This is a genomic window from Amycolatopsis sp. NPDC057786 (assembly GCF_042797905.1).
In the GTDB taxonomy this organism is placed as follows: domain Bacteria; phylum Actinomycetota; class Actinomycetes; order Mycobacteriales; family Pseudonocardiaceae; genus Amycolatopsis.
Genome location: NZ_JBHVKW010000056.1, coordinates 1 through 24,862, shown reverse-complemented (window position 1 = coordinate 24,862; position 24,862 = coordinate 1). Strand labels below are relative to the sequence as shown.

Sequence of the window (24,862 nt, the reverse complement as noted above, 5' to 3'; positions counted from 1 at the left end):
GTGACAGAACCAAGACATTCCGTGGACGTTCCGTGGAAACGGGATCGGCACCATGGCGTGTCATGGACGAGCGGATTCCGTCCGGCGCTGCGATAGTCGTCGGCATGCCCAGGGTGCTGCTCATCGAGGACGATCAAGCCGTGCGTGACGGGCTCAGCATGGCGCTGGGCGGCCGCGGCCACGCGGTCGACGCGGTGGCCACCGGCGAGGAAGGCCTCGCCCGGCTCGCGTCCCGGCCGCCGGATATCGTCGTACTGGACCTGATGTTGCCCGGACTCGACGGTTTCGAGGTCTGCCGCCGGATCCGGGCGGCGGGGGATCTGCCGATCATCATGCTCACCGCGCGCAACGAGGACATCGACGTGGTGGCCGGGCTCGCCGCCGGCGCGGACGACTACGTGGTCAAACCCGCCAGGGCCCAGGTGCTGGAGGCGCGGATCCGCGCGGTGCTGCGCCGCAGCGGGCAACCCGCGGCGGTGCCCACGCCTGCCGAGATCGAGCGGCACGGCGACCTCGGCATCGACCGTGCCGCGCTGACGGTGACCAAGGGGGACAAGCCCGTCGCCCTCGCCCCGACCGAACTGCGGCTCCTGCTCGAACTCACGCAGGTACCCGGCCGGGTGCTCAGCCGTCAGTATCTGCTGGAAAGCGTGTGGGAACACGGGTACTTCGGCGACTCCCGTGTCGTCGACGCCTGTGTGCAGCGGCTGCGCGCGAAGATCGAGGACGACTCGTCCGCGCCGGTGTACGTGCAGACGGTCCGCGGATTCGGCTACCGCTTCGGGCCACTGTGAAGCTCGGTGGCCTGCGCACCCGGCTGCTCCTGGCGTTCAGCCTGCTGGTCGTGATCACCGCCGCGACGGTCGCCGGTGGCGCCTACGTCCAGTCCCGCACAGTGATCCTTCAGCAGGCGCAGGACGCCACCGCCCGCGTCCTGGTCGACAAGGCCACCGCGCTGTTCCCGCTCGGCCCGCTGCCGCCGGGGGACGGGACGCTGAGCCGGATCAGCGGCGAGCTGTCCGATCGGAATCTGAGCTCTCTGGTCCTGTACGAGGACAAGTCGAGCGGGACCGAACAGATGCGGGCGCTGATCTCGCCCGAGCTTCGTGAACGGGTCCGGTCGGGAAACGTCGCCTGGCAGCGAGTCGACTCCCGCGGCACGCCGATGCTGGTGGTGGGCACCAGGTTCACGGTGCTGCTTCCCGGTGGGCAGGAACGGGATTCGGGCATCGAGGCCTACATCGCGCGCAGCATGGCGCCGGAGGCGAAGAGCATCGACCAACTCGCCACCCGTGCCTGGCTGATCGGCGGGGTGGCGCTCGTCTTCGCCATCGGGCTGGCGTTGCTGGCCGCCCGCGGGGTCCTGCGGCCGGTGCGGGAACTGGGTGACGCGGCACGGCGGCTGGGAAAGGGCGACCTGCGGGCGCGGATCAGCGTCCGCGGCTCGGACGAACTGGCCGGGGTGGCGCGTACGTTCAACGAGACGGCCGAAGCGCTGGAGCGGCACGTCGGCGAGCTGGAACGGATGGAAGCCGACGCGCGGCGGTTCGTCGCCGACGTCTCCCACGAACTGCGCACCCCGCTCGCCGCGATGACCGCGGTCGCGGACGTGCTGGAGCAGGAGGCGTCGAAGCTGCCGGGTGACGCCGGTCGCGCGGCGAAGATGAGCATCGAGGAGACGCACAACCTGACGCGGCTGGTGAACGACCTCATCGAGGTCTCCCGCTTCGACGCCGGGGCCGCCGCGCTGGCGCGGGAGGAGGTCGACGTCGCCGAGGTGGTCACGGCGAGCTTGCGCATCCGGGGCTGGACGGGCGAAGTGGAGGGAGACCTGCCTTCCGGGATCTTCGCCGAGTGGGATCCGAGGCGGGTGGACGTCATCGTGGCGAACCTGGTCGGGAACGCGTTGCGGCACGGGGGAAAGCCGGTCGCGCTCCGGCTTACGGAAGCGGGGGAATGGATCACCCTGGAGGTCTCGGATCGCGGTCCCGGGCTGGCGCCCGAGGTGCTCCCGCACGTGTTCGACCGGTTCTACAAGGCGGATTCGGCCAGGGCGAGGTCCGGCGGCAGCGGACTCGGACTGGCGATCGCCTGGGAGAACGCCCGGCTGCACGGCGGAACCTTGAGCGCGGCCAACGGCGTCGACGGCGGCGCGGTGTTCACGCTGCGCTTGCCCCGGCTGGGAGTGACGGCATGAGGAAGAACTGGCTTTCGGCGCTGTTTGTCGTCTTCTTGGTCGCGGGCTGCGGAGTCCGGCCCAGTGCCGTGATCTCCGGAGCACCCGCGCCGGCGGGTCCGGCGAACGGTGCGGTGCTCTACTTCCTGTCCGGCGGGCAGCCGGTGCGCGTGTTGCGTCCACTGGCGCGGGAACTGCCTCCGGCGAGTCCTGTCGATCTGCTCGCCGCCGGGCCGGACGAGAGTGAGCGGGAACGGGACTACACCACGGAAGTCCCGCCCGGCACCGCGGTTCTGGACCAGACGCCCGCGCCGAACGGGGTCACGGTGACCCTGTCGGTGGGCGTCGCCGGGTTGTCGGCGAGGGCGGTCGACCAGATCGTGTGCACCGCCAGGGACGCTCTCGGCGGGAGTGCGCAGATCACGTTGCGGGGTGAGGGAACCGTGCGTGGTCCGCTGTCGTGTCCCTTGCCCGGCTAGGCGATCTCGCGTGCCCGGACACGCAACTCACGTGATTGGAGGCGTAACTCGCGTGATCAGGCTCCGCACACTCGAGTTCCGCCTTCGATCACGTGAGTTCGGCGTCTGATCACGTGAGTTACGTCTTCGGCCTGCCGCTTTCCAGGTCAGGCACACGCGGACGACACGTGCCACTGCATTTTTACCCGCACGGTCCCCACCGGAAGTGTCCCGGATCACCGGTGTCGGTCCCTCGCTTTGTCTCGATCGGCCCGCTAGCTTAGGCAAGGCTAAGCAAATGGAACGGGGGTTGTGGCGTGGAGGGGATCGAGGGCAGGGTCGCACTCGTCACCGGAGGCGCGCGCGGGATCGGGGCGGCCGTCGTGGACGGGCTCGCCGGGGCGGGCGCGATCGTGGCGGCCGTGGACCTGGTGGAAAGCTCTCCCCGGGACGGAGTGACGTCGTTCGTCGCGGACGTCGGCGATCCCGCCGCCGTCGCGCGGGTCGTCGACGAGGTCGAACGCGAACTCGGGCCGATCGGGGTCGGCGCGTCCGTCGCCGGGGTACTGAAGCCGGGGTCCGTCTGCGACACGAGCGACGAAGACTGGGCGGCGACCTTCGCGGTCAACTCCACCGGTGTTTTCACCGTGCTCCGCGAGATTTCTCGCCGGATGGTGCCCCGCCGGAGCGGTGTGCTCGTGACCGTCGGGTCGAACGCGGCGGGAGTCCCGCGCAGCGGGATGGCCGCCTACGCCGCGTCGAAGGCGGCCGCGACGATGCTGACCCGCTGTCTCGGACTCGAACTCGCCGGCTCCGGAATCCGCTGCAACATCGTCTCTCCCGGCTCGACCGACACCGACATGCAACGTCTACTGTGGACAGACGCGAACGGCGCGGACCGTGTCATCGCGGGGAATTTGGGGCAATACCGTGTCGGCATACCGTTGGGCCGGATAGCCGAACCGGCCGATATCGCCGACGCGGTCCTGTTTTTGGCCTCCGACCGCGCGCGGCACATCACGATGCAGAACCTCTACGTCGACGGCGGGGCCACGCTCCGCGCGTGATCTCGATGACGCAACGAAGACTTTTCGGGTCCGTACGATTAGGTTAGGCTAACCGAAGAGGCGCGTCCGGGGATCGCGTTCCGCGCCGCACAGGGCACCACGGGTGCCGACCTGGTCAGTAGTATTCGCGAAAGGGAATCCAGTCGTGTCCTCACCTGCACCGGCCCGACCAAGGCCGGTCCACCAGGCGGCCGATCTGCTGGCGGCATACCTGCCCGGATCGTTCTACTACTCGTCCGCTCGGGGATCGCTTCTCGCCGACGGGGTGTATTCCCCGGTCCACGCGGCACCGGGCAAACGTGCCCGTGCCGCCGCCGAAGTCCTCGACGCCGCCCTTGTGGCGGGGGTGACCGAACCCGTGGTCGCCGGGGCCATCGGATTCCGGCCCGACGCGCCGAGCAGCCTGGTGGTGCCCGCCGTGGTGCGCCGGGCCGGACCACCGAAGCAGAGTGGTCCGGTCGCCCCGCTCGGCGGCGGGACCTGGGCGGTGTCGTCGCGACCCGCGCCGGAGGTCTACACCACCGCGGTCGCCAAGGCGCTGAACGAGATCCGCGACGGTGCCCTGCGCAAGATCGTGCTGGCCCGCTGCCTCGACGTCACCGGTGGCGACCCCATCGCCGTGCCGCGGCTGCTGGCCCGTCTCGTCCACGCGGACCCGGCGGCCCACGCTTTCGCGGTCGACGTCAGCGCGCCCGGGGACCCCGCGCCGCGCACCCTGGTCGGCGCGAGCCCGGAACTGCTGGTTTCCCGTCGCGGCCGGGTCGTGACGGCGAACCCGCTCGCCGGGTCGCGGAAGAGGGTGGGCGACGACGTCGAAAACGCCCGCCGGATCGAGGATCTGCTGGCGTCCGAAAAGGACCGTGCCGAACACGCCCACGTCGCCGCCCAGGTGGCCGAAGTCCTGGGCCGGTTCTGCGTCGACCTCGACGTCCCGGCCGAACCCGAGGTCATCGGCACGCCCACGATGTGGCACCTCTCGACCAGGATCAGCGGACGGCTCGCCGACCCGGGTGACGCCGGTTCGTCCGCGCTCGGGCTGGCGGAAGCGCTGCACCCGACACCCGCCGTCTGTGGCGTGCCGACGGCGCTCGCCCGCGACACGATCGCCGCGCTGGAGCCCGAGGATCGGGGCTATTACGCGGGTCTCGTCGGCTGGACCGATCAGGACGGTGACGGCGAATGGGTCGTCACCATCCGCTGCGCCGAGGTCCGTGACCGTACCGTGCGGCTGTTCGCCGGCGCGGGAGTGGTGGCGGGTTCCGATCCGGCGGCCGAACTCGCCGAGACCGGCGCGAAGTTCGGCACCATGCTGCGCGCGCTCGGCCTGGAGGGGGCGGTATGAACCCCGATCACGTGCCTTGGCCGCCCGAAACGGCCGCGCGCTACCGGGCTTCGGGATATTGGCGCGGCCAGACCTTCGGCAAGCTGCTGACCAGTCTCGCCGAGGCGTACGCCGAGCGCTCCGCCGTGATCGGCGAGAACGCCCGCTGGACCTTCGCCGAACTCGACGAACGGGCGCACCGGCTCGCGGCCGGGTTCGCCGGTGCCGGGATCCAGCCGGGCGACCGGGTCGTCGTGCAGCTGCCGAACGTGCCGGAGTTCGCGTCCGTCGTGTTCGGACTGTGGCGGGCGGGCGCGTTGCCGGTGTTCGCGCTGCCCGCGCACCGGGCGAGCGAGCTGCGGCACTTCGCCGAGCAGAGCGAGGCCGCGGCGATCCTGACCATCGGCGAGCACGAGCGGTTCGGCCACGCGGCCATGGCACATGCGGTCGCCGCCGAAATCCCTTCGGTGCGCAACGTCTTCGTCGTCGGCACGGAGGAGTTCGCCGTGCTCGAAGCGGCGACACCGCGTGCCCTGCCCGATCCGGATCCCGCCGGGGTCGCGTTCCTCCAGCTGTCCGGGGGCAGCACCGGCCTGCCGAAACTGATCCCGCGCACCCACGACGACTACCTCTACAGCGTCCGCGAGAGCGCCAGGATCTGTGGCCTGCGCCCGGAAAGCGTGTACCTGGCCGCGTTGCCGGTCGCGCACAACTTCCCGCTCAGCTCGCCCGGTCTGCTCGGGGCACTGCACGCGGGCGCCGCCACGGTGTTCGCGCCGCGTCCCGACGCCGACACCGCGTTCCGGCTGATCGAAGCCGAGGGCGTGACGATCACCGGGCTCGTGCCGCCGCTGGCCGCCGCGTGGGCACAGGCGGCCGCGCGAACCACCCGCGATCTGTCCTCTTTGGACGTCCTGCTGGTCGGCGGCGCCAAATGCGCGCGCGAGCTGGCCGAGAAGATCGGGCCCGCGCTGGGTTGCCGTCTGCAGCTGGTGTTCGGCATGGCCGAAGGACTCGTCTGCTACACCCGGCTCGACGATCCGGACGAGTACGTCCTCGCGACACAGGGGCGGCCGATCTCGCCGGACGACGAGGTCCGCGTCGTGAACCCGGACGATCCACTGTCCACTTCGGATGATGTGGTCGCGCCGGGCGAGGTCGGCGCGTTGCTGACCCGCGGCCCGTACACGATCCGCGGCTACTACCGCGCCGCCGAGCACAACAAGACCGCGTTCACCGAGGACGGTTTCTACCGCACCGGGGATCTCGTGCGGCAGCACCCGTCGGGGCACCTCGAAGTCGTCGGCAGGGCCAAGGAACAGATCAACCGCGGCGGCGAGAAGGTGGCCGCGGAAGAGGTCGAGAACCACCTGATGGCCCATCCCGGCGTGCTCGACGCCGCCGTCGTAGCGGTGCCGGACCCGTATCTGGGCGAGCGCACCTGCGCCTACGTCGTCCCCGCTGCCGGTGCCGAGCCCGTCGCGGCGGAACTGCGCCGGTTCGTCCGCGAACGCGGGGTGGCGGCGTTCAAGGTGCCCGATCTGGTCCAGGTCGTGCCGGAGTTCCCGGTGACCGGCGTCGGCAAGACCAGCAAACGCGAGCTGAGGGCGGCGTTGGCCGCCCTGGCGAAGGAGAAGTGAACGTGTCACTGCCCAAGATCGAGCCGTACGCCCTGCCGACGGAGGCCGAGCTGCCCGCCGGCCGGGTCGGCTGGAAGCCCGATTCCGCCCGCGCCGCGCTGCTGGTGCACGACGCGCAGCGCTACTTCCTCGCGCCGTACGAAGGATCCCCGGTGCCGGAGATGGTCGCGAACATCGCCGCGCTGGCCGACGCCGCCCGCGCCGCGGGGGTCCCGGTGTTCTACACCGCGCAGCCCGGTCACCAGGCCGCCGAGGATCGCGGCCTGCTCACCGAGTTCTGGGGCGACGGTATCGGCGCGGTCATCGACGAAGACCCCGCCGCCGCTGACGTGGTGCCCGAACTCGCCCCGAAACCGGGTGACAAAGTCCTGACGAAGTGGCGCTACAGCGCGTTCCAGCGCAGCACCTTCACCGAGCAGCTCGCCGAAGCGGGCCGGGACCAGCTGCTGATCACCGGTGTCTACGCGCATATCGGCTGCCAGGCCACCGCGGTCGAGGCCTTCATGCGCGACATCCAGCCGTTCCTCGTCGGCGACGCGGTCGCGGACTTCTCCCGCGAGCGCCACGACCAGGCCTGCGAGTACGTCGCCCAGCGTTGTGGCGCGCTGACCACCACGGCCGCCGCGCTCGCCGCGCTGGCCCCGATCCACGCCGGAGCGCGCTCATGAGCCTCACTGTCGAAAAGATCCACGCCGACGTCGCCGAGCTGCTCGGCTGCGATCCGGCCGAGCTGAAGCCGGAGACCGACCTCACCGACCTCGGTCTCGACTCGATGCGGATCATGGGCCTCGTCGAGCAGTGGCGCACCGAAGGCGCCGACACCCTGGAGTTCGCCGACCTCGCCGAACAACCGACCCTCGGCCGCTGGACGCAGGTCCTCACCGGGAGCACCGCGTGAGCCGCGCCGACCATCGCCACCGGCACCTCGAACGCATCGCCGAAGTCCGCGTGGGCGAGCACGCCGAGAAGGTGGGCTACCCGATCCGCGTGCGGACGGCCGAAGTCGTCCGCACCGCGATGATCGGTTCCGGACTGCTCCGCGTCACCCTGGGCGGTCCTGGAACCGCGGGTTTCGAGGCGCATTCGCCCGACGAGCACGTGAAAGTCCTGTTCCCCGAGCTGGATCCCGAGCCGCGGCTGCCGGTCCAGGACGGCGACATGCTGCGCTGGCCCAAGCCCTCGCCGACTTCGCGCGAGTACACGGTCCGCCGGTACGACCCGGCTTCCGGGGAACTCGACCTCGACGTCGCGCTGCACAAGGGCGGGCTCGGATCCGGCTGGGCGGAGAAGGTCGCCCCCGGCACCCCGGTGCACGTCGCCGGCCCACCCGGCGGGCTGATCGTGCCGCACACCTACGACCGCTACCTGCTCGCCGGTGATCTCACCGCGCTGCCCGCGATCGCCCGCTGGCTCGAAGAGCTGCCGCGCACCGCCGCGGGCTGGGCGTTCATCGAGGTCACCGACGCGAGCGAGGAGATCGAGCTGTCCGCGCCTGAAGACGTCGAGGTGCATTGGCTGCATCGCGGCGACGTCGCGCCGGGCGCCTCGGACATGCTCGCCCGCGCGGTCATGACGATCGAGGTCCCCGCCGGTGAACGGCTCTACGCCTGGGTCGCCGGTGAAGCCGGACAGATCAAGCCGTTGCGCCGCTGGCTCAAGAACGACCTCGGGCTCGGCAAGGACGACCACGACGTGACCGGCTACTGGAAACGCGGCGTCGCGGACTTCGACGACGAGCACGACCACTGATCCCCACCAAGAAAACCGAGGAAACCCATGCGGACCACCAGAACCCGCCGTCTCGCCGGAGCGCTCGCGCTCGCTTTGACGGTCGCGACCGCGGCCACCGCCTGTGGGTCCGGCGACGCCGGGCAGGCGGACGGCGGTCCGACCCGGGTGTTCGCCGCCGACAACGGCCAGATCACCATCCCGGTCTCGCCGAAGCGGGTCATCGCGACCGGCTACGCCGTGCCCGCCCTGCTCGAAGCGGGCGCGCCGCTGGTCGGGGTGTCCAGCTGGAAGCGCGGCATCCCGCTGTTCAACGAGCAGGAGCGCAAGAAGTACGACGAGCTGGCGAAGGTCGCGGGCGAGTCGGCGGCGGAGACGAACTACGAGGCGATCGCGCAGGCCGACCCCGACCTCATCGTCATCGGTGTGCCGAAGCCGGTTCTCGCCGACATCGACATCAAGCGGCTCGAAGCGATCGCGCCGGTCGTGGCGATCGGCCCGTCGGTGCCGTCGATGTGGCGTGAGCTGTCCCGCAAGCAGGCTGACGCCGCCGGCGCCGCCGCCGGGTTCGACGCCGTCAAGACCGCGTACGAGACCAAGGCCAAGGGGCTGGCCGAGAAGTACAAGGCCGTGCTGCCGCAGCTGAAGCTGGGCCACGTCGGTGCCTACGGCGAGGTCGCCAAGGGCAACTTCCAGCGCGAGTTCAACGGTTCCTGGGGCACCAACATCGCGCAGGACATCGGCGCCACCTACTACGGCCAGGTCAAGGTCAAGGGCGGCGGCTCGAAGGACGTCAGCGAGTATCCCTCGATCGAAGAGCTGTCGACGGCGTTCGCCGAGGCCGACGCCATCACCTACTCGGTCGCCGCCGACGGTTCCGTGCCCGCGCCGGTCAAGTACGTCCTCGACTCGCCGCTGTGGAAGGAACTCCCCGCGGTGAAGGCGGGCAAGGTCTACCCGTTCCGCTACACCGAGGCCGCCACCTACCGGGCCGCGACGTCCACTTTGGACGCCGTCGACCAGGCGTTCGCGCCGCTGCTCAAGCAGTGACCACCACCGGGCGGTCCGCGCTGCTCGGCGCCGCACTGCTCGGGCTCGTCGTGGTCGCCGTGCTGAGCGTCGGCATCGGCGCGCACGCCATCGCCCCCGGCGAGGTCGTGCGCGCCCTGTTCGGCGACGGGAACCCGAGTGACCGGGCGATCGTCCTGGACATCCGGATGCCGAGGGCGGTGCTCGCGATCGGGGTCGGCGCGGCACTCGCCGTCGGGGGTGTGCTCGTGCAGGCCTTGTCGCGCAACGCCTTGGCCGAACCCGGCGTGCTCGGCGTGACCGCCGGGGCCGGGTTCGCCATCGCGGTGGGGTCCTCGTTCGGGCTCGCCGCGTCGGCGCCCGTCGAGCTGGGCCTGGCGGTGCTGGGCGCGCTCGGCGCTTCGGCGCTGGTGTACGCGGTCGGCAGCAAGTCGCCCCTGCGGCTGGTGCTCGCCGGGACCGCGTTGAGCGCCGTGCTGCTGGGGCTCACCCTCGGCCTGCGGCTGCTGTTCCCGGACACCTTCGACGTCTACCGGTTCTGGTCGGTGGGTTCGCTGGCGGGCCGCGAACAGGCGCCGACCACGGTCCCACTGATCATCATCGGCCTGTCCCTGCTGGGCGCGTTCGCGGTGAGCCGTCAGCTGAACGCGATCGCGCTCGGCGAGACGGTCGCGCACACCCTCGGCGCGAACGTCGCCAGGGTCCGGACGATCACCTTGCTGCTGATCACGCTGATGGCGGGCGCGGCGACCGCGCTGGCCGGGCCGATCCTGTTCGTCGGGCTGATCGTGCCGCATCTGGCCCGCCGGGTGGCGGGCGCGTCGATCCCGTGGCTGATCGCGTTCGCCGCGCTGCTCGGCCCGGTCCTGATGCTGGCCGCGGACGTCGGCTCCCGGGTCCTGCTGCCGACGGGCGAGGTCCCGGTCGCGATCGTCACCGCGTTCCTGGGCGGCCCCGTGCTGATCTGGGCCGTCCGCAAATACGGGGCGGCGCCACTGTGAACGCACTCGTCCTGCGGCGCGGGAGGTTCTCCGCCCGGATCGAACGCCGCACCCTCGTCTTCCTCGTGGCGATGCTCGTGGTCATCGCCGGTCTGACGCTGCTCGGGCTTTGTTACGGCGCGGCGTGGGCGAGTCCCGCCCGCGTGTTCGCCGCGCTCACCGGTTCCGGTGGCGGTCCCGGCGTGGTCATCCGCGAATGGCGCCTGCCGCGCGTACTGGCGGGGCTGGTGTTCGGCGCCGCGCTCGGCCTGGCGGGCGCGATCTTCCAGAACATCACCCGCAATCCGCTCGGCAGTCCGGACGTGATCGGCCTCGACGCCGGCGCGTACACCGGCGCGCTGTTCGCGATCACCGTGCTTTCGGGGACGTCGACGCAGCTGACCGTCGGTTCGGTGCTCGGCGGCGTGCTCACGGCGGCGATCGTGTACGCGCTGTCGCTCGGCGGCGGGCTGTCCGGGCTGCGGCTGATCGTCATCGGGATCGCGGTCAACGCGATGCTGACGGCGCTCAACTCGTGGATCGTGCTGCGTGCCGAACTCGAGATCGCGATCGCGGCCGTCGGCTGGAACGCCGGTTCCCTCAACGGGATCGGCTGGGACGACGTCGCGATCCCGTTCGGGGTGCTCGCGGTGCTGTTCGTCGTGCTGTTCACCAGGGCGCCGGCGTTGCACCAGGCCGCGCTCGGCGGCGCGCTGGCGGTCACCACCGGTGTCCGCTGGGACCGGCTGCGGCTGGTGCTGGTGCTGATCGGGGTCGGCTGCACGGCCACGGTCACCGCCGTCGCCGGTCCGATCGCGTTCATCGCGCTGGCCGCCCCGCAGATCGGACGGCGGCTGGCCCGCACGCCCGGTATTTCCCTGCTGCCCGCCGCCCTCACCGGCGCCGTGCTGCTGACCAGCGCCGACCTTACCGCCCAAATGCTGCTCGCGCCGGAAGCGCTGCCGGTCGGTGTGATCAGCACCGTGATCGGCGGCGGCTACCTGATCTGGCTGCTCACCAAGGAGGTGCGGCGCATATGAGTGCCCGCTTGACCGCCAGGGATCTGACCCTGCGCTACGGCGACCGGGTCGTGTCGACCCGGCTGAGCCTCGACGTGCCCGACCGCGCGTTCACCGCCGTCGTCGGACCGAACGCGTGTGGCAAGTCGACGTTGCTGCGCGCGTTCGTCCGGCTGCTGCGTCCGGCCGACGGCGAGGTCCTGCTCGACGGCAAGGACGTCGGTTCCTTCCACGGCAAGGGATTGGCGCGGGAACTCGGGTTCCTGCCGCAGGATCCGGTGGCGCCGGAGGACGTCCGCGTCCGGCAGCTGGTCGCGCGCGGCCGGTTTCCGCACCAAACGCTGTTCGCGTCGTGGTCCGAAGAGGACGAACGCGCGGTGCTGGAGGCGATGACCGCGGCCGGGGTGGCGGGGCTGGCCGACCGGCCGGTGCAGGAGCTTTCGGGCGGGCAGCGTCAGCGCGTGTGGGTGGCGCTGGTGCTGGCGCAGAAGACGCCGTACCTGCTGCTCGACGAGCCGACGTCGTTCCTCGACATCGCGCACCAGTACCAGCTGCTGAACCTGCTGGCGCGCCTGCGCGACGAGGGCCGCACGGTGATCGCCGTCCTGCACGACATCAACCAGGCCTGCCGGTACGCCGATCACCTCGTCGCGTTGCGGGACGGCCGGATCGTCGCGGAGGGCGCGCCCTCCGACATCGTCGACGCCGAGCTGATGAAGGAGGTCTTCGATCTCCCCAGCGTCGTCGTGCCCGACCCGGTGACCGGAACCCCGATGGTGGTGCCCTCATGCTGAATCTCACCGGTGCCCAGCTGGGTATCTGGACCGCGCAACGCCTCGAACCCGACTCGCCTTACTACGTCGTCGGTGACGTCATCGAAATCGTCGGCGAAAAGCCGGTCGACCTCGACGCGCTGACCGAGGCGATCCGCGCGACCGCCGACGAGGCCGACAGCCTGCGGCTGCGCGTCTTCGAGACGCCGGAGGGGCCACGTCAGGTGGTTTCGGACGACGCGGTGCCGTCGCCGGACGTGGTGGATCTGCGCGGCGAGGCCGATCCGGTGGCCGCCGCCCACGCGCGGGTCGACGCCGAACGCCGCCGGGTCGCGGAGGCTTGTCGCGGCATGGTGGACCGGCCGTTGTTCGCCCATCTCGTGCTGCGGCTTTCCGACTCGCACGTGTGGTTCACCCAGCTCGGGCATCACCTCGTGTTCGACGGCTACACCGCGGCGATGCTCGCCCGCCGGACGGCCGCTCGCTACACCGCTTCGGTCCAGGGCAAGGAAGTTCCGCCCTCGACGTTCGCGCGGTTCGCCGATCTCGTCCAGGCCGACCAGGCTTACCGCGAGAGCGAACGGTTCGTCCAAGACCGCGAGTACTGGCGCGAGCGGTTCACGCCGTTGCCGGATATCGACGACGGCGGCAGCGCCTCGGGGCCGCCCGAGCACACCGTGACCGCGCGGGCCGTCCTGCCCGCTGCGGACGTGGCCCGGTTGCGTGAACTGGGCAAACGGGCCGGGACGACCTGGGGCGACGCGCTGATCGCCTGCTACGCCGCGTTCCTGCACCGAGTCCTCGGCTGGACCGACGTCGTGTTCGCGATGCCGTTGATGTGCCGCGAGGGGGCGGCGCTGCGGACTCCGGCGATGGCGGTCAACGTGCTGCCGCTGCGGGTCACGGTGCTCCCGGACGACTCGGCGGCCGGGCTGACCGCGCGGGTCGCCGGTGCGCTGAAGGAGATGCGCACGCACCAGCGGTATCGCGGCGAGGATCTGCCGCAGGATCTCGCGGTGCCCGGCGCCGGGGCGCTGCTGCACGGCCGCGGCATCAACCTCAAGGCGTTCGACCTGAAGCTCGACTTCGCGGGCTCGCACGGCACGATGCGCAACGTCGCGGGCGGACCGCCGGAGGACATGGGGCTGTCGGTGCTCCCGACCTCGGACGGCGGTTTGCTGCTCGGTTTCGAGGTCGACGCGCGGACCCACGACCAGGCCGCCGTCGACGCGAAACTGACCGCGCTGCGCTGCCTGATCACCGCCCTGACCGAACCGGACGGCCCGTCGATCGCCGGTGCGGATCTCGTCCCGCCGGGGGAGCGGGACACGCTGCTGGCGGCGTGGTCCACGCCCGCTCCGGACAGCGAACTCCTTGGCGTACCGGAACTCCTCGCCCGACTCGATCCCGGACAGACCGCACTGGTCTTCGGTGAAGAACGGCTGACCGCGGACGAACTCGTCACGCGCGTCCATCGTCTCGCCCGTGCCTTGCGCACACGCGGTGTCGGGACCGACGACGTCGTCGCGCTGGCCCTGCCGCGGTCCGCGGATCTCGTCGTCGCCCTGCTGGCGGTGCTCGACGCCGGCGCGGCGTTCCTGCCACTGGAACTCGCCCATCCCGTCGAGCGGTTGCGCGAGCTTGCCGCCGAAGCGGGCGCGGTGCTCACCGTCGCTCACGACCCGGAGATCGTGCCGGGGCCGCAGCTGCTGCTCGGCGAGACCGATCTGTCCACTCTGGACTCTGCGCCGCTGGATATTCCGCGTCATCCGGAACATCTCGCGTACGTCATCTTCACTTCCGGGTCCACCGGCCGCCCCAAGGGCGTCCTCGGGCGGGCCGGCGGACTCGCGACGCTGCTGCGCCATCACCGCGCGACCACGGTCGCCGAGACCGAACGCGCCGCGGGCAGGCGGCTGCGCGTCGCGCACACCTACTCGTTCGCCTTCGACTCCGCGCTCGACCAGCTGATGTGGCTCCTGTTCGGGCATGAACTCCACGTCTACGGCACCGACGTCGCGCGGGACGCCGACGAGCTGCTGGCCGCGTTCGCCCGCGACCGGATCGACGTCGTCGACACCACGCCGTCGATGGCCGCGCCGCTGGTCGACGCCGGACTGCTCGACGGCCTGAACGCGCCCGCGCTCCTCGTCCTCGGCGGCGAGGCGACTGCGCCGGCGCTGTGGCGCAAGGTCGCGGAGTCGGGTGTCCGCGCCCGCAACATGTACGGCCCGACCGAGGCCACTGTGGACGGTGCCGGATCCTGGCTGGACGACGGGGAGCCGACGATCGGCACCGCGGTGCCCGGTACGGCGGTCCGGGTGCTCGACGCCGCGCTGCGTCCAGCGCCCGCGGGAACTCCGGGTGAGTTGTACCTCGCGGGACCACATCTCGCGCGCGGCTATCTCGGCCGCCCCGGCGCGACCGCCGAACGGTTCGTCGCCGACCCGTACGGCGCACCCGGCGACCGCATGTACCGCACCGGGGACCTCGCCCGCTGGGTACCCGGCCGCGGTCTGGAGTATCTGGGCCGCCGTGACGGCCAGGTGAAGGTGCGCGGTCACCGTGTCGAACTCGGCGAGGTCGAGGCCGCGTTGGCCGCCGTTCCCGGAGTACGGGCGGCCGCCGCCGCGGTGCGCGGGCCCCGGCTCATCGGCTACGTCGTCGGCGAGGTCGTCCCGGACGAGGTCCGCTCGGAGCTCACCGGGCGCGTGCCCGAGCATCTCGTGCCAGCGGCGGTCGTCGTCCTCGACGCGCTTCCGTTGACCTCCAACGGGAAGATCGACCGTCCCGCGCTGCCCGCCCCGCGCGCGGCGGCGGGAAGGACCGCCGCCACCGAACGCGAACGGCTGCTGTGCGCCACCATCGCCGAGGTGATCGGTGTCGAAGAAGTCGCTGTCGACGACGACTTCTTCGCGCTGGGCGGCGACAGCATCACCGCGATCAGCGTCAGCAGCAGGCTGCGCGCGCACGGCCTCGACCTGCGGCCGCGCGATCTGCTCGCCCGCCGCAGCTTCGAGGCGCTGGCCGCGGCGAGTGCCGAGATCGGCGCACCCGTCGCTCCGCCGGACGAGCCGGTCGGTGTGGTGCCTGCCCCGCCGATCGTCCGCGCCCTGCTCGACCCGCATCCGGACGTCCCGACGATCGCCGGATACACGCAGTGGACGGCAATCCGGCTCGACGAGGATCTTCCTCCCGCTCTGCTGACCGAAGGCGTCCAAACGCTCCTGGACCACCACGACGTCCTCCGGCTGCATTTAGCGGACGAAATGCGGGTTCGCGAACGCGGCGCGGTGAAGGCGTCCGACGTCGTCATCGAGACGACGGGTGACCCGGCCGAGGTCGCGGCGCAACTGGCGGAGTCCCTTGACCTCCGGGCCGGAGTGCTCAAGGTCGCGCTGCTGCCCGACCACCTCGTCATCGTGATCCATCATCTGGCGATCGACGGTGTCTCCTGGCGGGTCCTCCTGCCGGATCTGCGCGCCGCGTGCGCCGGTCGGCCGCTTGAACCGGTCGGTACTTCCTGGCGGCGTCACGCGCTTCTCCTTGCGGAGCAAGGGGCTTCCGGTGCCCGGCGCGGTGAACTCGAGCATTGGCGCGACGCGCTCGACGGTCCGCGTCTCGGCCACCGGCCGCTCGACCGGGCCGTCGACACGGTCGCGACCGCGCGGCGTTCGGTCACCGTCGCCACTGCCGAGCAGACCGAAGCGGTGCTCAACGGCTTGCCCGCCGCCTACCGCGCCGGACCCGACGACGTCCTGCTCGCCGCGCTCGTACTCGCTTTGCGGTCGTGGCGTGATGCCCCGGTGGAGGCCGAAACCGTGTCCCTCGAAGGACACGGCCGGGATCGAGACAGCCTGGACCTCTCGCGCACCGTCGGCTGGTTCACCGCCGAATATCCGTTGCGTGTTCCCTCTGGCGCAGCGGAGGCCGGAAGGCTGCTGCGAGCTGCCAAGGAAGCCAAACGCGCGGTCCCGGACAACGGCGTCGGCTTCGGCGTGCTGCGGTATCTCGACCCGCTGACCCGGGACGAACTCGCCGCCATCCCGCCGCCGGACGTCGTCCTGAACTACCTCGGTCGCTTCGCGGCCCTGCCGGGCACCGGCTGGCGGCTGCCGGAGGAGGACCCGTTCGCGGTCACCGAACCGGCGGCCAAGTCACTGGAGCAGGTGCTGGCGCTGAACTGCTTCGTCCGTGAGGACGGCCGTCCCCGGCTCGCCGTCGAGTGGACCGCGGCGGGCAAGGTCCTGACACAGGAAAGCGTTGAGGCGCTTCAAGAAGCGTGGTCCCTGGCGCTGGACGCCCTGACCGCGCACGCGACGCGGATCGGACCGGACGGCGGCGGGCTCACGCCGTCGGATCTGCCGCTGGTCGGCCTCGGCCAGGCCGACATCGACGCGCTCGAACGCCGCGGCCGGCTCGAAGACGTGCTGCCCGCGACCCCGTTGCAGACCGGGCTTTCGTTCCACACCCTGGCGCGCGGCACCGAGGACACCGACGTCTACGTGGTCCAGGCCGTCACCCTGCTCAGCGGCGCGCTCGACGCCGACCGCATGCGCGAAGCCGCGGCGGAGGTGCTACGGCGGCATCCCGCGCTGCGGGTCCACCTGCACACCACCGACGCGGGCGAGGTCGTTCAGGTGGTCCCCGCCGAGGTCACGCTGGACTGGCGGTTCGCGCAGGTCTCGCCGGACCAGGTCGAGGCCGAGTGCCGCACGGAACTCGCCCGTCCCTTCGATCCCGCGATCCCGCCGCTGATCCGGTTCCTGCTGCTGACCCTCGGCCCGGACGAGCACCGTCTGGTGCTCACCAATCACCACGCGCTGCTCGACGGCTGGTCGATGCCACTGGTCGGCCGCACGCTGCTGGCCACCTACGCCGAACTCGGCGGCGGCCCGGCGGCCCCGGTCGCGCCCCCGCTTTCGGAGTACCACCGCGTGCTCAGCGAGCGCGACCCAAACGCGGCACTGGAGGCGTGGCGCGAGGCGCTGGCCGGGCTCGACGAGGGCACCCGCCTCGCCCCGGCGAGCGTCGAGTCCACTGTGGAGCGTCCAGAGCGCGTCACCGTGGAACTGGGCGAGGAGTTCAGCGAACGGCTGCGCGCCTTCGCCCGCGAACGCGGGATCACCCCGACGACGGTGTTCCAGACCGCGTGGGGAGTGCTGCTCGCCAGGCTGACTGGCCGCCGCGACGTGGTCTTCGGCTGCCCGGTCTCCGGGCGCCCGGCCGACGTCCCCGGCGTCGAGCGCATGATCGGCCAGCTCGGCAGCACGATCCCGGTACGCGTGCGCTTCGCCGCCGCCGACACCGCGGTCACCGTGCTGGAGCGCGTGCACACCGAAAGCGTCCGGCTCACCGAGCACCATCACGCCGGGCTGCCGGACATCCAGCGAGCGGCAGGCGTCGGCGACCTGTTCGACACGATGCTCGTGATGGAGAACTTCCCGCTCTCCAGCCGTGCCCGCACCACGCTGGCGCCGGGCCTCGACCTCGTCGGCGTCGACATCACCGACGCCACGCACTATCCCCTCACGGTGATCGTGCTGCCCGGCGACGAGTTCACCGTCGGCCTCGGCTACCAGCCCCAGGCGTTCACCCGCGAGGAGGCCGAGTCCTACGGCCGCTGGCTGCGTGCCGTGCTGCACGAGATCGTGGCCGATCCGGCGCGGCCGGTCTCCCGGCTGCGCGCGCTCGACACCGAGGAAGAACGCGCGATGCTGCGTCTCGGCGAAGGGCCGGAACCGAAGCGCGAACGCGGCGGCATGCTGGCGGAGTTCGGCCGCTGGGTCCGGGAGACCCCGGACGCGGAAGCCGTCGTGTGCCGGGACCGGAGCCTGACCTACGCCGAACTGGACCGCCGCGTCAACCGGCTCGCGAACACCCTGATCGACGCCGGGGTGCGACCGCAGGATCCGGTCGCGGTCCTGCTGCGCCGCGACGTCGATCTCGTGGTCGCGTTGTTCGGCGTGATCAAGGCGGGCGCGGTGCACGTGCCGATGGACCCGGACTATCCGGCCGACCGGCTGACGTGCATGCTCGGTGACATCGAGCCCGCCGCCGTCGTGTCCACTTCGGACGTCGGCGGCCTTCCGGTGATCGACCCGGCCAAGCTGTCCACAAAGGACACGGACCCGGGAATCCGGCTCAGCGAGGACGCGATCGCCTACGTCATCTACACCTCCGGCACCACCGGGAAACCGAAGGGTGTGGCGGTACCGCATCGCGGTGTCCCGAGCCTGATCGCGTTGCAGGAGGACATCGTCGGGATCGGGACCGCCGAGCGGTACCTGCATTTCGCCTCGACGAGTTTCGACGTCGCGTTCTGGCAGTTCATGCTGCCGCTGCTGTCCGGCGGCACGTCGGTGATCGCGCCGGAAGAGGTGCGGACCTCCGGCGACGACCTGCTGGCCTACGCTGCCGAACACCGCGTCACCGGGCTCAACCTGCTGCCTTCGTTCCTCTCCGCGATGCCCGACGACGCGACCGTCGACCCGGACGTGTTCTTCGTCGTCGGCGCCGAACGGCTCGACCCGGACCTGGCCCGGCGCTGGGGGAACCGGCGCGCGCTGTTCAACGCCTACGGCCCCACCGAGGTCACCATCAACTCGGTCACCTGGCACTACGACCCCGCCGACCCCGGCCCGCTCCCGATCGGCCGCCCGGACCCGGAGGTCCGCGCGTACGTGCTCGACGGCGGGCTGCTCCCGGTCGGGACGAACGTCACCGGCGAGCTGTACCTGGCCGGGCCGAAGCTCGCGCAGGGTTACGTCGGCCGGGCAGCGCTGACCGCCGAACGGTTCGTCGCCGACCCGTTCGGGCCGCCGGGGGAGCGCATGTACCGCACCGGCGACCTGGTCCGCTGGCGCCCGGACGGGCAGATCGTGTTCCTCGGCCGCGCCGACCACCAGGTCAAACTGCGCGGGTTCCGGATCGAACTCGGCGAGATCGAGACCGCGCTGACCGCGCACGACGACGTGCGCGCCGCAGCGGTGATCGTCCGCGAGGACCGGCTGGTCGCCTACGTCGTCCCCGTGGACGGCGCCGAACCCGGCCCGGCCGCGCTGCATGAGTACCTCGCCGCGGAACTGCCCGCGTACATGGTGCCGACCGCGTTCGTCGCGCTGGACCGGCTTCCGCTCGGTCCGAGCGGCAAGCTGGACCGCGCCGCGCTGCCCGCCCCGGAGGCTCGCTCCGACGGCGGGCGCGAACCCGCCACTCCCGCGGAAGCCGTGCTGCTGCGAGTCGTTAGCGAGCTGCTCGGACCCGACGTCGGCCTGGACGACGGCTTCCTGGACGCGGGCGGCGACAGCATCGCCTCGCTGCGGGTGGTCTCCCGTGCCCGCCGCGAAGGGCTGCACCTGACCGCGCGCGACGTCCTCGAAGGCGGCACGGTCGCGGGGATCGCCGCGCGCTGTGGCGAACCCGAACAGGCCGAGGAAGCCCACGCCGTCGGCGACGCTCCGCTCACCCCGATCATGCGCGATCTGCTGCGGCGCGCGGGAAAGGCGGCCGACGGGTTCTGCCAGTGGGTCGAGGTCTGCGTGCCTTCGGCGGACGACGTTCCTCGCTGGCGCTCGGTGCTCGACGCCGTTCTCGCCCGTCACGACGTCCTGCGTGCGCATCTGGTCGAGGACGCGCTCCGCGTCCCGGACGTCGGTGCCGTGACCGGTGCCGACGTGCTCACCGCCGTCCGCGTGACCGGTGATCCGCGAGCAGTGCTGGACGCGCAGATCGAGCAGATCGTCGCGCGGATGGACCCGCGTACCGGTCCGCTGGTGCGGGCGGTACTGGCCGACGTTGGCGACCGTCCCGGACGGTTGCTGTTCGTGGCGCACCATCTTGTAGCCGACGCGGTGACCTGGCGCGTGCTGCTCGACGACGTCGAACAGGCCTTCCACGGCAAGACCCTGCACCGGCGCGGGCAGTCGTTCCTGGGCTGGGCGCGGTCACTGCGCGCGGCCGCTCCGCATCGAGAGGACGAGTTGCCGTACTGGCGAGGGATCGCCGCCGCGCCGGAGACCACGCTCGGCCCCACCCGGCTCGATCCGGCGCGCGACACCGTGGCGACGGCGCGGCATCACCGGCTCGACCTCGGCGAGGACACCACCCACGCCGTGCTCACCGCGCTGCCCACGGCGTATCGCACCGGCCCGGACACCGTGCTGCTGACCGCGCTCGCCCGCGCCGTCGCCGCCTGGCGCGGGACCGGCGCCGATCTGGTCGTCGCCGTCGAAAGCCATGGCCGGCCGGGGCATACCCCCGACTTCGCGGGCACGGTCGATCTGGCGCAGACCGCCGGCTGGTTCACCGCCGTGCATCCGGCGCGGATCGTCCCACCGGACGGACCGTTGCCGGACGCGCTGCGGGCGGTGCGTGACCATCTGCGCGCTGCGGGGGACGGCCTCGGGCACGGAATCCTCGGCGTCGACGGCCCACGGCCCGAGATCGCCTGGAACTATCTCGGCCGGTTCCCCGAGGCTCCGGTCGAGGACACCTTGTGGCAGCGCCCGCCGGACGCCGAACCGCTCGGTTCCGGCGGCGGTGCGGAGATGCCGCTGCCGTACGCGCTGACGGTCAACGCGATGGTCCCCGACGGCGGCACGCTCGGTGTCCGTTTCACGTGGCCGTCCGCGCTGTTCACCGAAGACGAGATCGCCGTGCTGGGCGAGCATTTCCGCCGGGAGCTGGACGCGCTCGCCGCCGATGTGCCGGGGCCCGGCGAGATCATGCCGCTGACGCCGTTGCAGGAGGTGATCCTGCGCGAGTCCCGCGCGGCGGACGAGGATCCGTATCCGGTGCAGGCCGCGTTCACGCTGTCCGGTGATCTGGACGTCGAGGCACTGCGGTCGGCGGCGGACGCGCTGGTGCGACGGCAGCCGAACCTCGGCGCGGTGTTCCCGGCGTCGCACGAGGTCCAGGTGATCCCCGTCGAACCGCGTGCCGGGTTCAGTGTCCGCGAAGTGTCCGATTTGGACAGTGCGTTGGACGAGGAACTCGCGGAGCCGTTCGACCTGGCGGACGGTCCGTTGTGGCGGGTCACGGTGCTGCGGCACGGGCCAGGTCGTCAGACTCTCGTGCTGACCAGTCACCATCTGCTGTCCGACGGCTGGTCCGCGCCGCGCATCCTCGGCGAGCTGTTCGCCCTGTACGCGGGGAAACCGTTGCCGGAGCCGGTGCCGCCGACGCGGTACACCCGCCTGCTCGCCGCCGCCGATCACTCGGCCGACGTCCGGGCCTGGCGGGCGGAACTCGCCGGTCTGCCCGAAGGCGACCATCTGCCGCGTGCCGGTGGGTCCGCCGAACCCGCTCTGTTCACTGTGGACAGTCAGCTGGTCGCGGAGCTGACCGAACTGGGCGCGGCACGCGGGCTGACCGTCAACACTCTGTTGCAAGGCGCGTGGGCGGCCGTCCTGGCGACGCACGCCGGACGACGGGACGTCAGCTTCGGGGTGATGACCTCGAACCGGACGTCCGATGTGGACGGTATCGAGGACATCATCGGCCTGCTGGCGAACAGTGTTCCGGTCCGCGCCCGGTTCACCGGGACGGTCGCCGAGGCGTTCGCCGACCTGCAATCGCGGCAGCAGGCGATGACCGCGCACCACTGGATGGGCCTGCCCGAACTCGCCTCGCTGGCCGGGCGCGAGCGCCTGTTCGACAGTCTGCTCGTGTTCGAGAACTACCCGGTGGACCCGGCGAAGTTGCGCGAACCCGCGCCCGGCCTGACCGTCACCGGAACGAGGTTCCGCGAACGCACGCATCACCCGGTGAGCGTCACCGTCGTCCCGGGCGAGCACGGGTGGGAAGGCGTTCTGTACGCGAGGGAGACCGACGCCCGGTCACTCGCCGACGACTTGGTCGGCTTCCTGCGGAAACTGCCGTCCTGGCTCGACGGCGACGCCGCAGGTTTCGTGGGGGAGCGGTGACCGCGCGCCCGATCGACGCCGCCCTGTGGCGCACGGCCGCCGTGCTGGTGCTCGGCACGTTCATGGCGACCCTGGACAGCACGATCGTGTCGGTCGGCGTCGACACCCTCGCCGACGAGTTCGGCGCGCCGGTCACCGGCGTCCAGTGGGTGACGACGGCGTACCTGCTGGCCGTGGTCACAGCGGTACCGGCGTCGGGGTGGCTCGCCGACCGGTTCGGCGGACGTCGGGTCTGGCTCACCGCCGTCGTCGTGTTCCTGCTGGCGTCCCTGTTGTGCGCGCTGGCACCGACCCTGCCCGCGCTCATCGCCTTTCGTGTCCTGCAAGGGCTCGCGGGCGGTCTGCTCCCGCCGACCGGTCAGGCGCTCCTGGCGCGGGCGGCGGGACCGGACCGGATCGGGCGCGTGATCAGCGTCGTCGGTCTCGTACCGCTGTTGTCGCCGGTACTCGGCCCGATGGCGAGCGGCACGATCCTCGCCGTCGCGGACTGGCCGTGGCTGTTCTACGTCAACCTCCCGGTCGGCGTGGTGGCGGTGATCCTGGCTCGGCGCTGGGTGCCGGCGAGTGAACCCGGCGGCAAGGGGGAGCGCTTCGATTTCCGGGGCGCGCTGCTGCTTTCGCCGGGGCTCGCCGTCCTGGTCTTCGGGCTCACCTGGTTCGAACAGGGGACCCCGCTGGCCGCCGGAATCGCCGTCGCGCTCGGCGTGGTGATGCTCGCGGTGTTCGTGCGGCACGGTCTGCGCGCCGAAGCACCCTTGCTGGATCCACGCTTGTTCACGCGGCCGCCGTTCGGGGTCGCCGCGCTGGCGCTGGTGCTGCTGGGCGCGTCGGTGTTCGGCACGATGTTCCTGCTCCCGCTCTACCTTCAGCGCGGCCCTGGACTGTCCACTTGGGACACCGGACTGCTGCTGGTACCCCAGGGCATCGGCGCGGCTGCCGGTTCCATATTGGTGAACCGCCTGGTCGACCGGATCTCGCCGCGCGCACTGGTGCTGAGCGGCATCGGCCTGGTCGCCCTCGGCACCGCGCCCTTCACCCAGCTCGGTCCCGGTCTTCCGGACTGGGTCATCGTGGTTTCCCTGCTGCTGCGCGGTTTCGGCGCGGCGATGATCGGCGCGCCGGTGATGACGATCGTCTACCGCCGGGTCGAACCCGCCCGGCTGTCCCGCGCCGCCGGGGCGCTGAACCTGCTCAACACGCTCGGCGGCTCGATCGGCACCGCGGTACTGGCCGTGGTGCTGCAGGCCCGGCTGGCCGCCCGCGGCCCGGACGTCGCCGCGGCCTTCGCCGACGCCTTCTGGTGTGTTCTCGGCCTCGCCGTCGTGGCGGTGGCCGGTGCGACGCGGCTGCCCCGGGCCGCCCCCGACAAGAAGAGAGGTCATGCGAATGCTTGACCAGCTGCCCAGCCCGGCCGAGGTGGCCACGACCGGGTTCGTCCCGGAGGAGATCACCCGGCACCGGGAAACCGTCGCCGACGTCCTCGCCCGCCGCGACAACCGGCTGCTCGTCGTCATGGGCCCGTGTTCCGTGCACGACACCGACGGCGCGCTCGAGTACGCGCACCGACTCGCCGAAGCGTCCCGCCGGTTCGCCGACGACCTCGTCGTGGTCCTGCGCGCCTACCTGGAGAAACCGCGGACGATCGCGGGCTGGACCGGTCTCGTGCCCGACCCCACCCTGGACGGCAAGGGCGATCTCGCGTCCGGTGTCCGCATCGGACGGCGGTTCCTGGACGACGCCGCCGCGACCGGGCTGCCGCTGGCGTACGAGTTCGTCGACCCGTTCCTCGCGCCCTACTTCGCGGACACCATCAGCTGGGGCGCGATCGGCGCGCGGACCGTCGCGAGCCAGCCGCACCGGCACCTGGCGTCGTGGCTGCCGATGCCGATGGGCATGAAGAACTGCGTGTCCGGACGGCTGGACACGGCCGTCGACGCCGTCCGGGCGGCCGCTCTGCCGCACGTGTTCCCGGGAGCCGCGGCCGACGGGCGCCCCCGGATCCAGCGCAGCGCCGGTAATCCGGACGCGCACCTCGTCCTGCGCGGTGGCCCGAAACCCAACCACCACGCGCACGCGGTCGCGGACGCCCTCGACGCGCTGACCGCCGCCGGTCTGCCGCACCGGCTCGTCGTCGACGCCTCGCACGGCAACAGCGGCAAGGACCACAACCGGCAGCCCGTGGTCGTCGCCGACCTGGCGGACCAGATCTCGGCTGGCAACCACGCGCTGGCCGGGGTGATGATCGAGTCGTACCTCGCCGACGGCAGGCAAGACGCCGGTTCCGCGCCGCCCCGGCCGGACCTGAGCATCACGGACGCCTGCCTGGGCTGGGAGCGGACCGTCCCGCTGCTGGAATCCCTCGCCTGCGCCAACGCGGTGAGGCGGCTGAGCGGCCCGGTCGGGTCGCCCCGCGCCTGATCGGACGAAGGGGAACGTCGTATCCGGCTCGACGATCTCGTGTGACCGAACCCGTAACTCGCGTGATCAGAGGCCGCACACACGAGTTACGCCTCCAATCACGTGAGTTACGCCCTCAATCACGTGAGTTCGGTATAGCGGAGCAGCGAAATAGTTCACGGCGCGCCACGAGTGCCTTGCCTTCGGAGCGACGGGTGAGTTGCGAAGGCCACTTTCGCAACCTTCAACGTTGCGAAAGTGGCTTTCGCAACGTCGGCGGCGACGGTACGTACGCGCGGCATGAGCCGAAGCGCGTGAAGGCCCCCTTCCCTCGGCTCAGCCGAGGGA

At 71.6% G+C, this 24,862-nt stretch carries 16 protein-coding genes; all 16 read left to right on the top strand.

The annotated features are described in order from the left end of the window. The first annotated feature begins 62 nt into the window (after nt 1-62). The 16 genes from ACFVM3_RS25500 (at nt 63) to ACFVM3_RS25425 (ending at nt 24,535) form a co-directional block, all read left to right on the top strand. Nucleotides 63-794: a response regulator gene (locus ACFVM3_RS25500; RefSeq protein ID WP_378442384.1), complete on the top strand. Its 732-nt coding sequence runs from the start codon at nt 63-65 to the stop codon at nt 792-794. Next, nucleotides 791-2,197: an ATP-binding protein gene (locus ACFVM3_RS25495; RefSeq protein ID WP_378442382.1), complete on the top strand. Its 1,407-nt coding sequence runs from the start codon at nt 791-793 to the stop codon at nt 2,195-2,197. Before ACFVM3_RS25500 ends, ACFVM3_RS25495 begins: the two co-directional genes overlap by 4 nt. Beyond that, nucleotides 2,194-2,655, top strand: a complete 462-nt coding sequence (locus ACFVM3_RS25490; RefSeq protein WP_378442380.1) for a GerMN domain-containing protein — start codon at nt 2,194-2,196, stop codon at nt 2,653-2,655. Before ACFVM3_RS25495 ends, ACFVM3_RS25490 begins: the two co-directional genes overlap by 4 nt. Nucleotides 2,656-2,951: 296 nt before the next feature. Continuing rightward, nucleotides 2,952-3,701 (top strand): 2,3-dihydro-2,3-dihydroxybenzoate dehydrogenase, encoded by a 750-nt coding sequence (gene dhbA, locus ACFVM3_RS25485; protein WP_378442378.1) that lies wholly within the window; start codon nt 2,952-2,954, stop codon nt 3,699-3,701. A 145-nt stretch (nt 3,702-3,846) separates the two neighbouring features. Further along, a complete protein-coding gene (locus ACFVM3_RS25480) occupies nt 3,847-5,043 on the top strand; it encodes an isochorismate synthase (RefSeq protein WP_378442376.1) in 1,197 nt (398 codons plus the stop codon). After that, the gene (locus ACFVM3_RS25475; protein ID WP_378442374.1) at nt 5,040-6,662 is read left to right on the top strand and encodes a (2,3-dihydroxybenzoyl)adenylate synthase; all 1,623 of its coding nucleotides are present in this window, start codon (nt 5,040-5,042) and stop codon (nt 6,660-6,662) included. The genes ACFVM3_RS25480 and ACFVM3_RS25475 overlap by 4 nt, the downstream gene beginning before the upstream one ends. Continuing rightward, complete coding sequence (locus ACFVM3_RS25470; protein WP_378442372.1) at nt 6,659-7,330, top strand: isochorismatase family protein; 672 nt, start codon at nt 6,659-6,661, stop codon at nt 7,328-7,330. Before ACFVM3_RS25475 ends, ACFVM3_RS25470 begins: the two co-directional genes overlap by 4 nt. Next, on the top strand, nt 7,327-7,560 hold the full coding sequence (locus tag ACFVM3_RS25465) for a phosphopantetheine-binding protein (protein ID WP_378442370.1): 234 nt from the start codon (nt 7,327-7,329) through the stop codon (nt 7,558-7,560). Before ACFVM3_RS25470 ends, ACFVM3_RS25465 begins: the two co-directional genes overlap by 4 nt. Continuing rightward, nucleotides 7,557-8,411, top strand: coding sequence for a siderophore-interacting protein (locus ACFVM3_RS25460; protein ID WP_378442368.1), 855 nt, complete (start codon nt 7,557-7,559; stop codon nt 8,409-8,411). The genes ACFVM3_RS25465 and ACFVM3_RS25460 overlap by 4 nt, the downstream gene beginning before the upstream one ends. A gap of 27 nt (nt 8,412-8,438) precedes the next feature. Further along, nucleotides 8,439-9,440, top strand: coding sequence for an ABC transporter substrate-binding protein (locus tag ACFVM3_RS25455; RefSeq protein WP_378442366.1), 1,002 nt, complete (start codon nt 8,439-8,441; stop codon nt 9,438-9,440). Continuing rightward, nucleotides 9,437-10,420 carry a FecCD family ABC transporter permease gene (locus ACFVM3_RS25450; RefSeq protein ID WP_378442364.1) on the top strand — a complete coding sequence of 328 codons (984 nt, stop codon included), beginning with the start codon at nt 9,437-9,439 and terminating at the stop codon, nt 10,418-10,420. Before ACFVM3_RS25455 ends, ACFVM3_RS25450 begins: the two co-directional genes overlap by 4 nt. Beyond that, on the top strand, nt 10,417-11,439 hold the full coding sequence (locus ACFVM3_RS25445; protein ID WP_378442362.1) for a FecCD family ABC transporter permease: 1,023 nt from the start codon (nt 10,417-10,419) through the stop codon (nt 11,437-11,439). Before ACFVM3_RS25450 ends, ACFVM3_RS25445 begins: the two co-directional genes overlap by 4 nt. Beyond that, a complete protein-coding gene (locus tag ACFVM3_RS25440) occupies nt 11,436-12,212 on the top strand; it encodes an ABC transporter ATP-binding protein (protein ID WP_378442360.1) in 777 nt (258 codons plus the stop codon). The genes ACFVM3_RS25445 and ACFVM3_RS25440 overlap by 4 nt, the downstream gene beginning before the upstream one ends. After that, entirely contained in the window at nt 12,206-22,117 is a 9,912-nt protein-coding gene (locus ACFVM3_RS25435; protein ID WP_378442358.1) for an amino acid adenylation domain-containing protein, read from the top strand. Before ACFVM3_RS25440 ends, ACFVM3_RS25435 begins: the two co-directional genes overlap by 7 nt. Continuing rightward, on the top strand, nt 22,114-23,511 hold the full coding sequence (locus ACFVM3_RS25430) for a DHA2 family efflux MFS transporter permease subunit (RefSeq protein ID WP_378442357.1): 1,398 nt from the start codon (nt 22,114-22,116) through the stop codon (nt 23,509-23,511). The genes ACFVM3_RS25435 and ACFVM3_RS25430 overlap by 4 nt, the downstream gene beginning before the upstream one ends. Then, the gene (locus tag ACFVM3_RS25425; RefSeq protein WP_378442355.1) at nt 23,498-24,535 is read left to right on the top strand and encodes a 3-deoxy-7-phosphoheptulonate synthase; all 1,038 of its coding nucleotides are present in this window, start codon (nt 23,498-23,500) and stop codon (nt 24,533-24,535) included. The genes ACFVM3_RS25430 and ACFVM3_RS25425 overlap by 14 nt, the downstream gene beginning before the upstream one ends. The last annotated feature ends 327 nt before the right edge of the window (nt 24,536-24,862 follow it).

Coding starts and splice junctions, on each gene's coding strand:
- ACFVM3_RS25490 (WP_378442380.1), top strand. CDS start 2,194: ATGAGGAAGAACTGGCTTTCGGCGCTGTTTGTCGTCTTCTTGGTCGCG.
- ACFVM3_RS25465 (WP_378442370.1), top strand. CDS start 7,327: ATGAGCCTCACTGTCGAAAAGATCCACGCCGACGTCGCCGAGCTGCTC.
- ACFVM3_RS25475 (WP_378442374.1), top strand. CDS start 5,040: ATGAACCCCGATCACGTGCCTTGGCCGCCCGAAACGGCCGCGCGCTAC.
- ACFVM3_RS25455 (WP_378442366.1), top strand. CDS start 8,439: ATGCGGACCACCAGAACCCGCCGTCTCGCCGGAGCGCTCGCGCTCGCT.
- ACFVM3_RS25500 (WP_378442384.1), top strand. CDS start 63: ATGGACGAGCGGATTCCGTCCGGCGCTGCGATAGTCGTCGGCATGCCC.
- ACFVM3_RS25435 (WP_378442358.1), top strand. CDS start 12,206: ATGCTGAATCTCACCGGTGCCCAGCTGGGTATCTGGACCGCGCAACGC.
- ACFVM3_RS25425 (WP_378442355.1), top strand. CDS start 23,498: ATGCGAATGCTTGACCAGCTGCCCAGCCCGGCCGAGGTGGCCACGACC.
- ACFVM3_RS25440 (WP_378442360.1), top strand. CDS start 11,436: ATGAGTGCCCGCTTGACCGCCAGGGATCTGACCCTGCGCTACGGCGAC.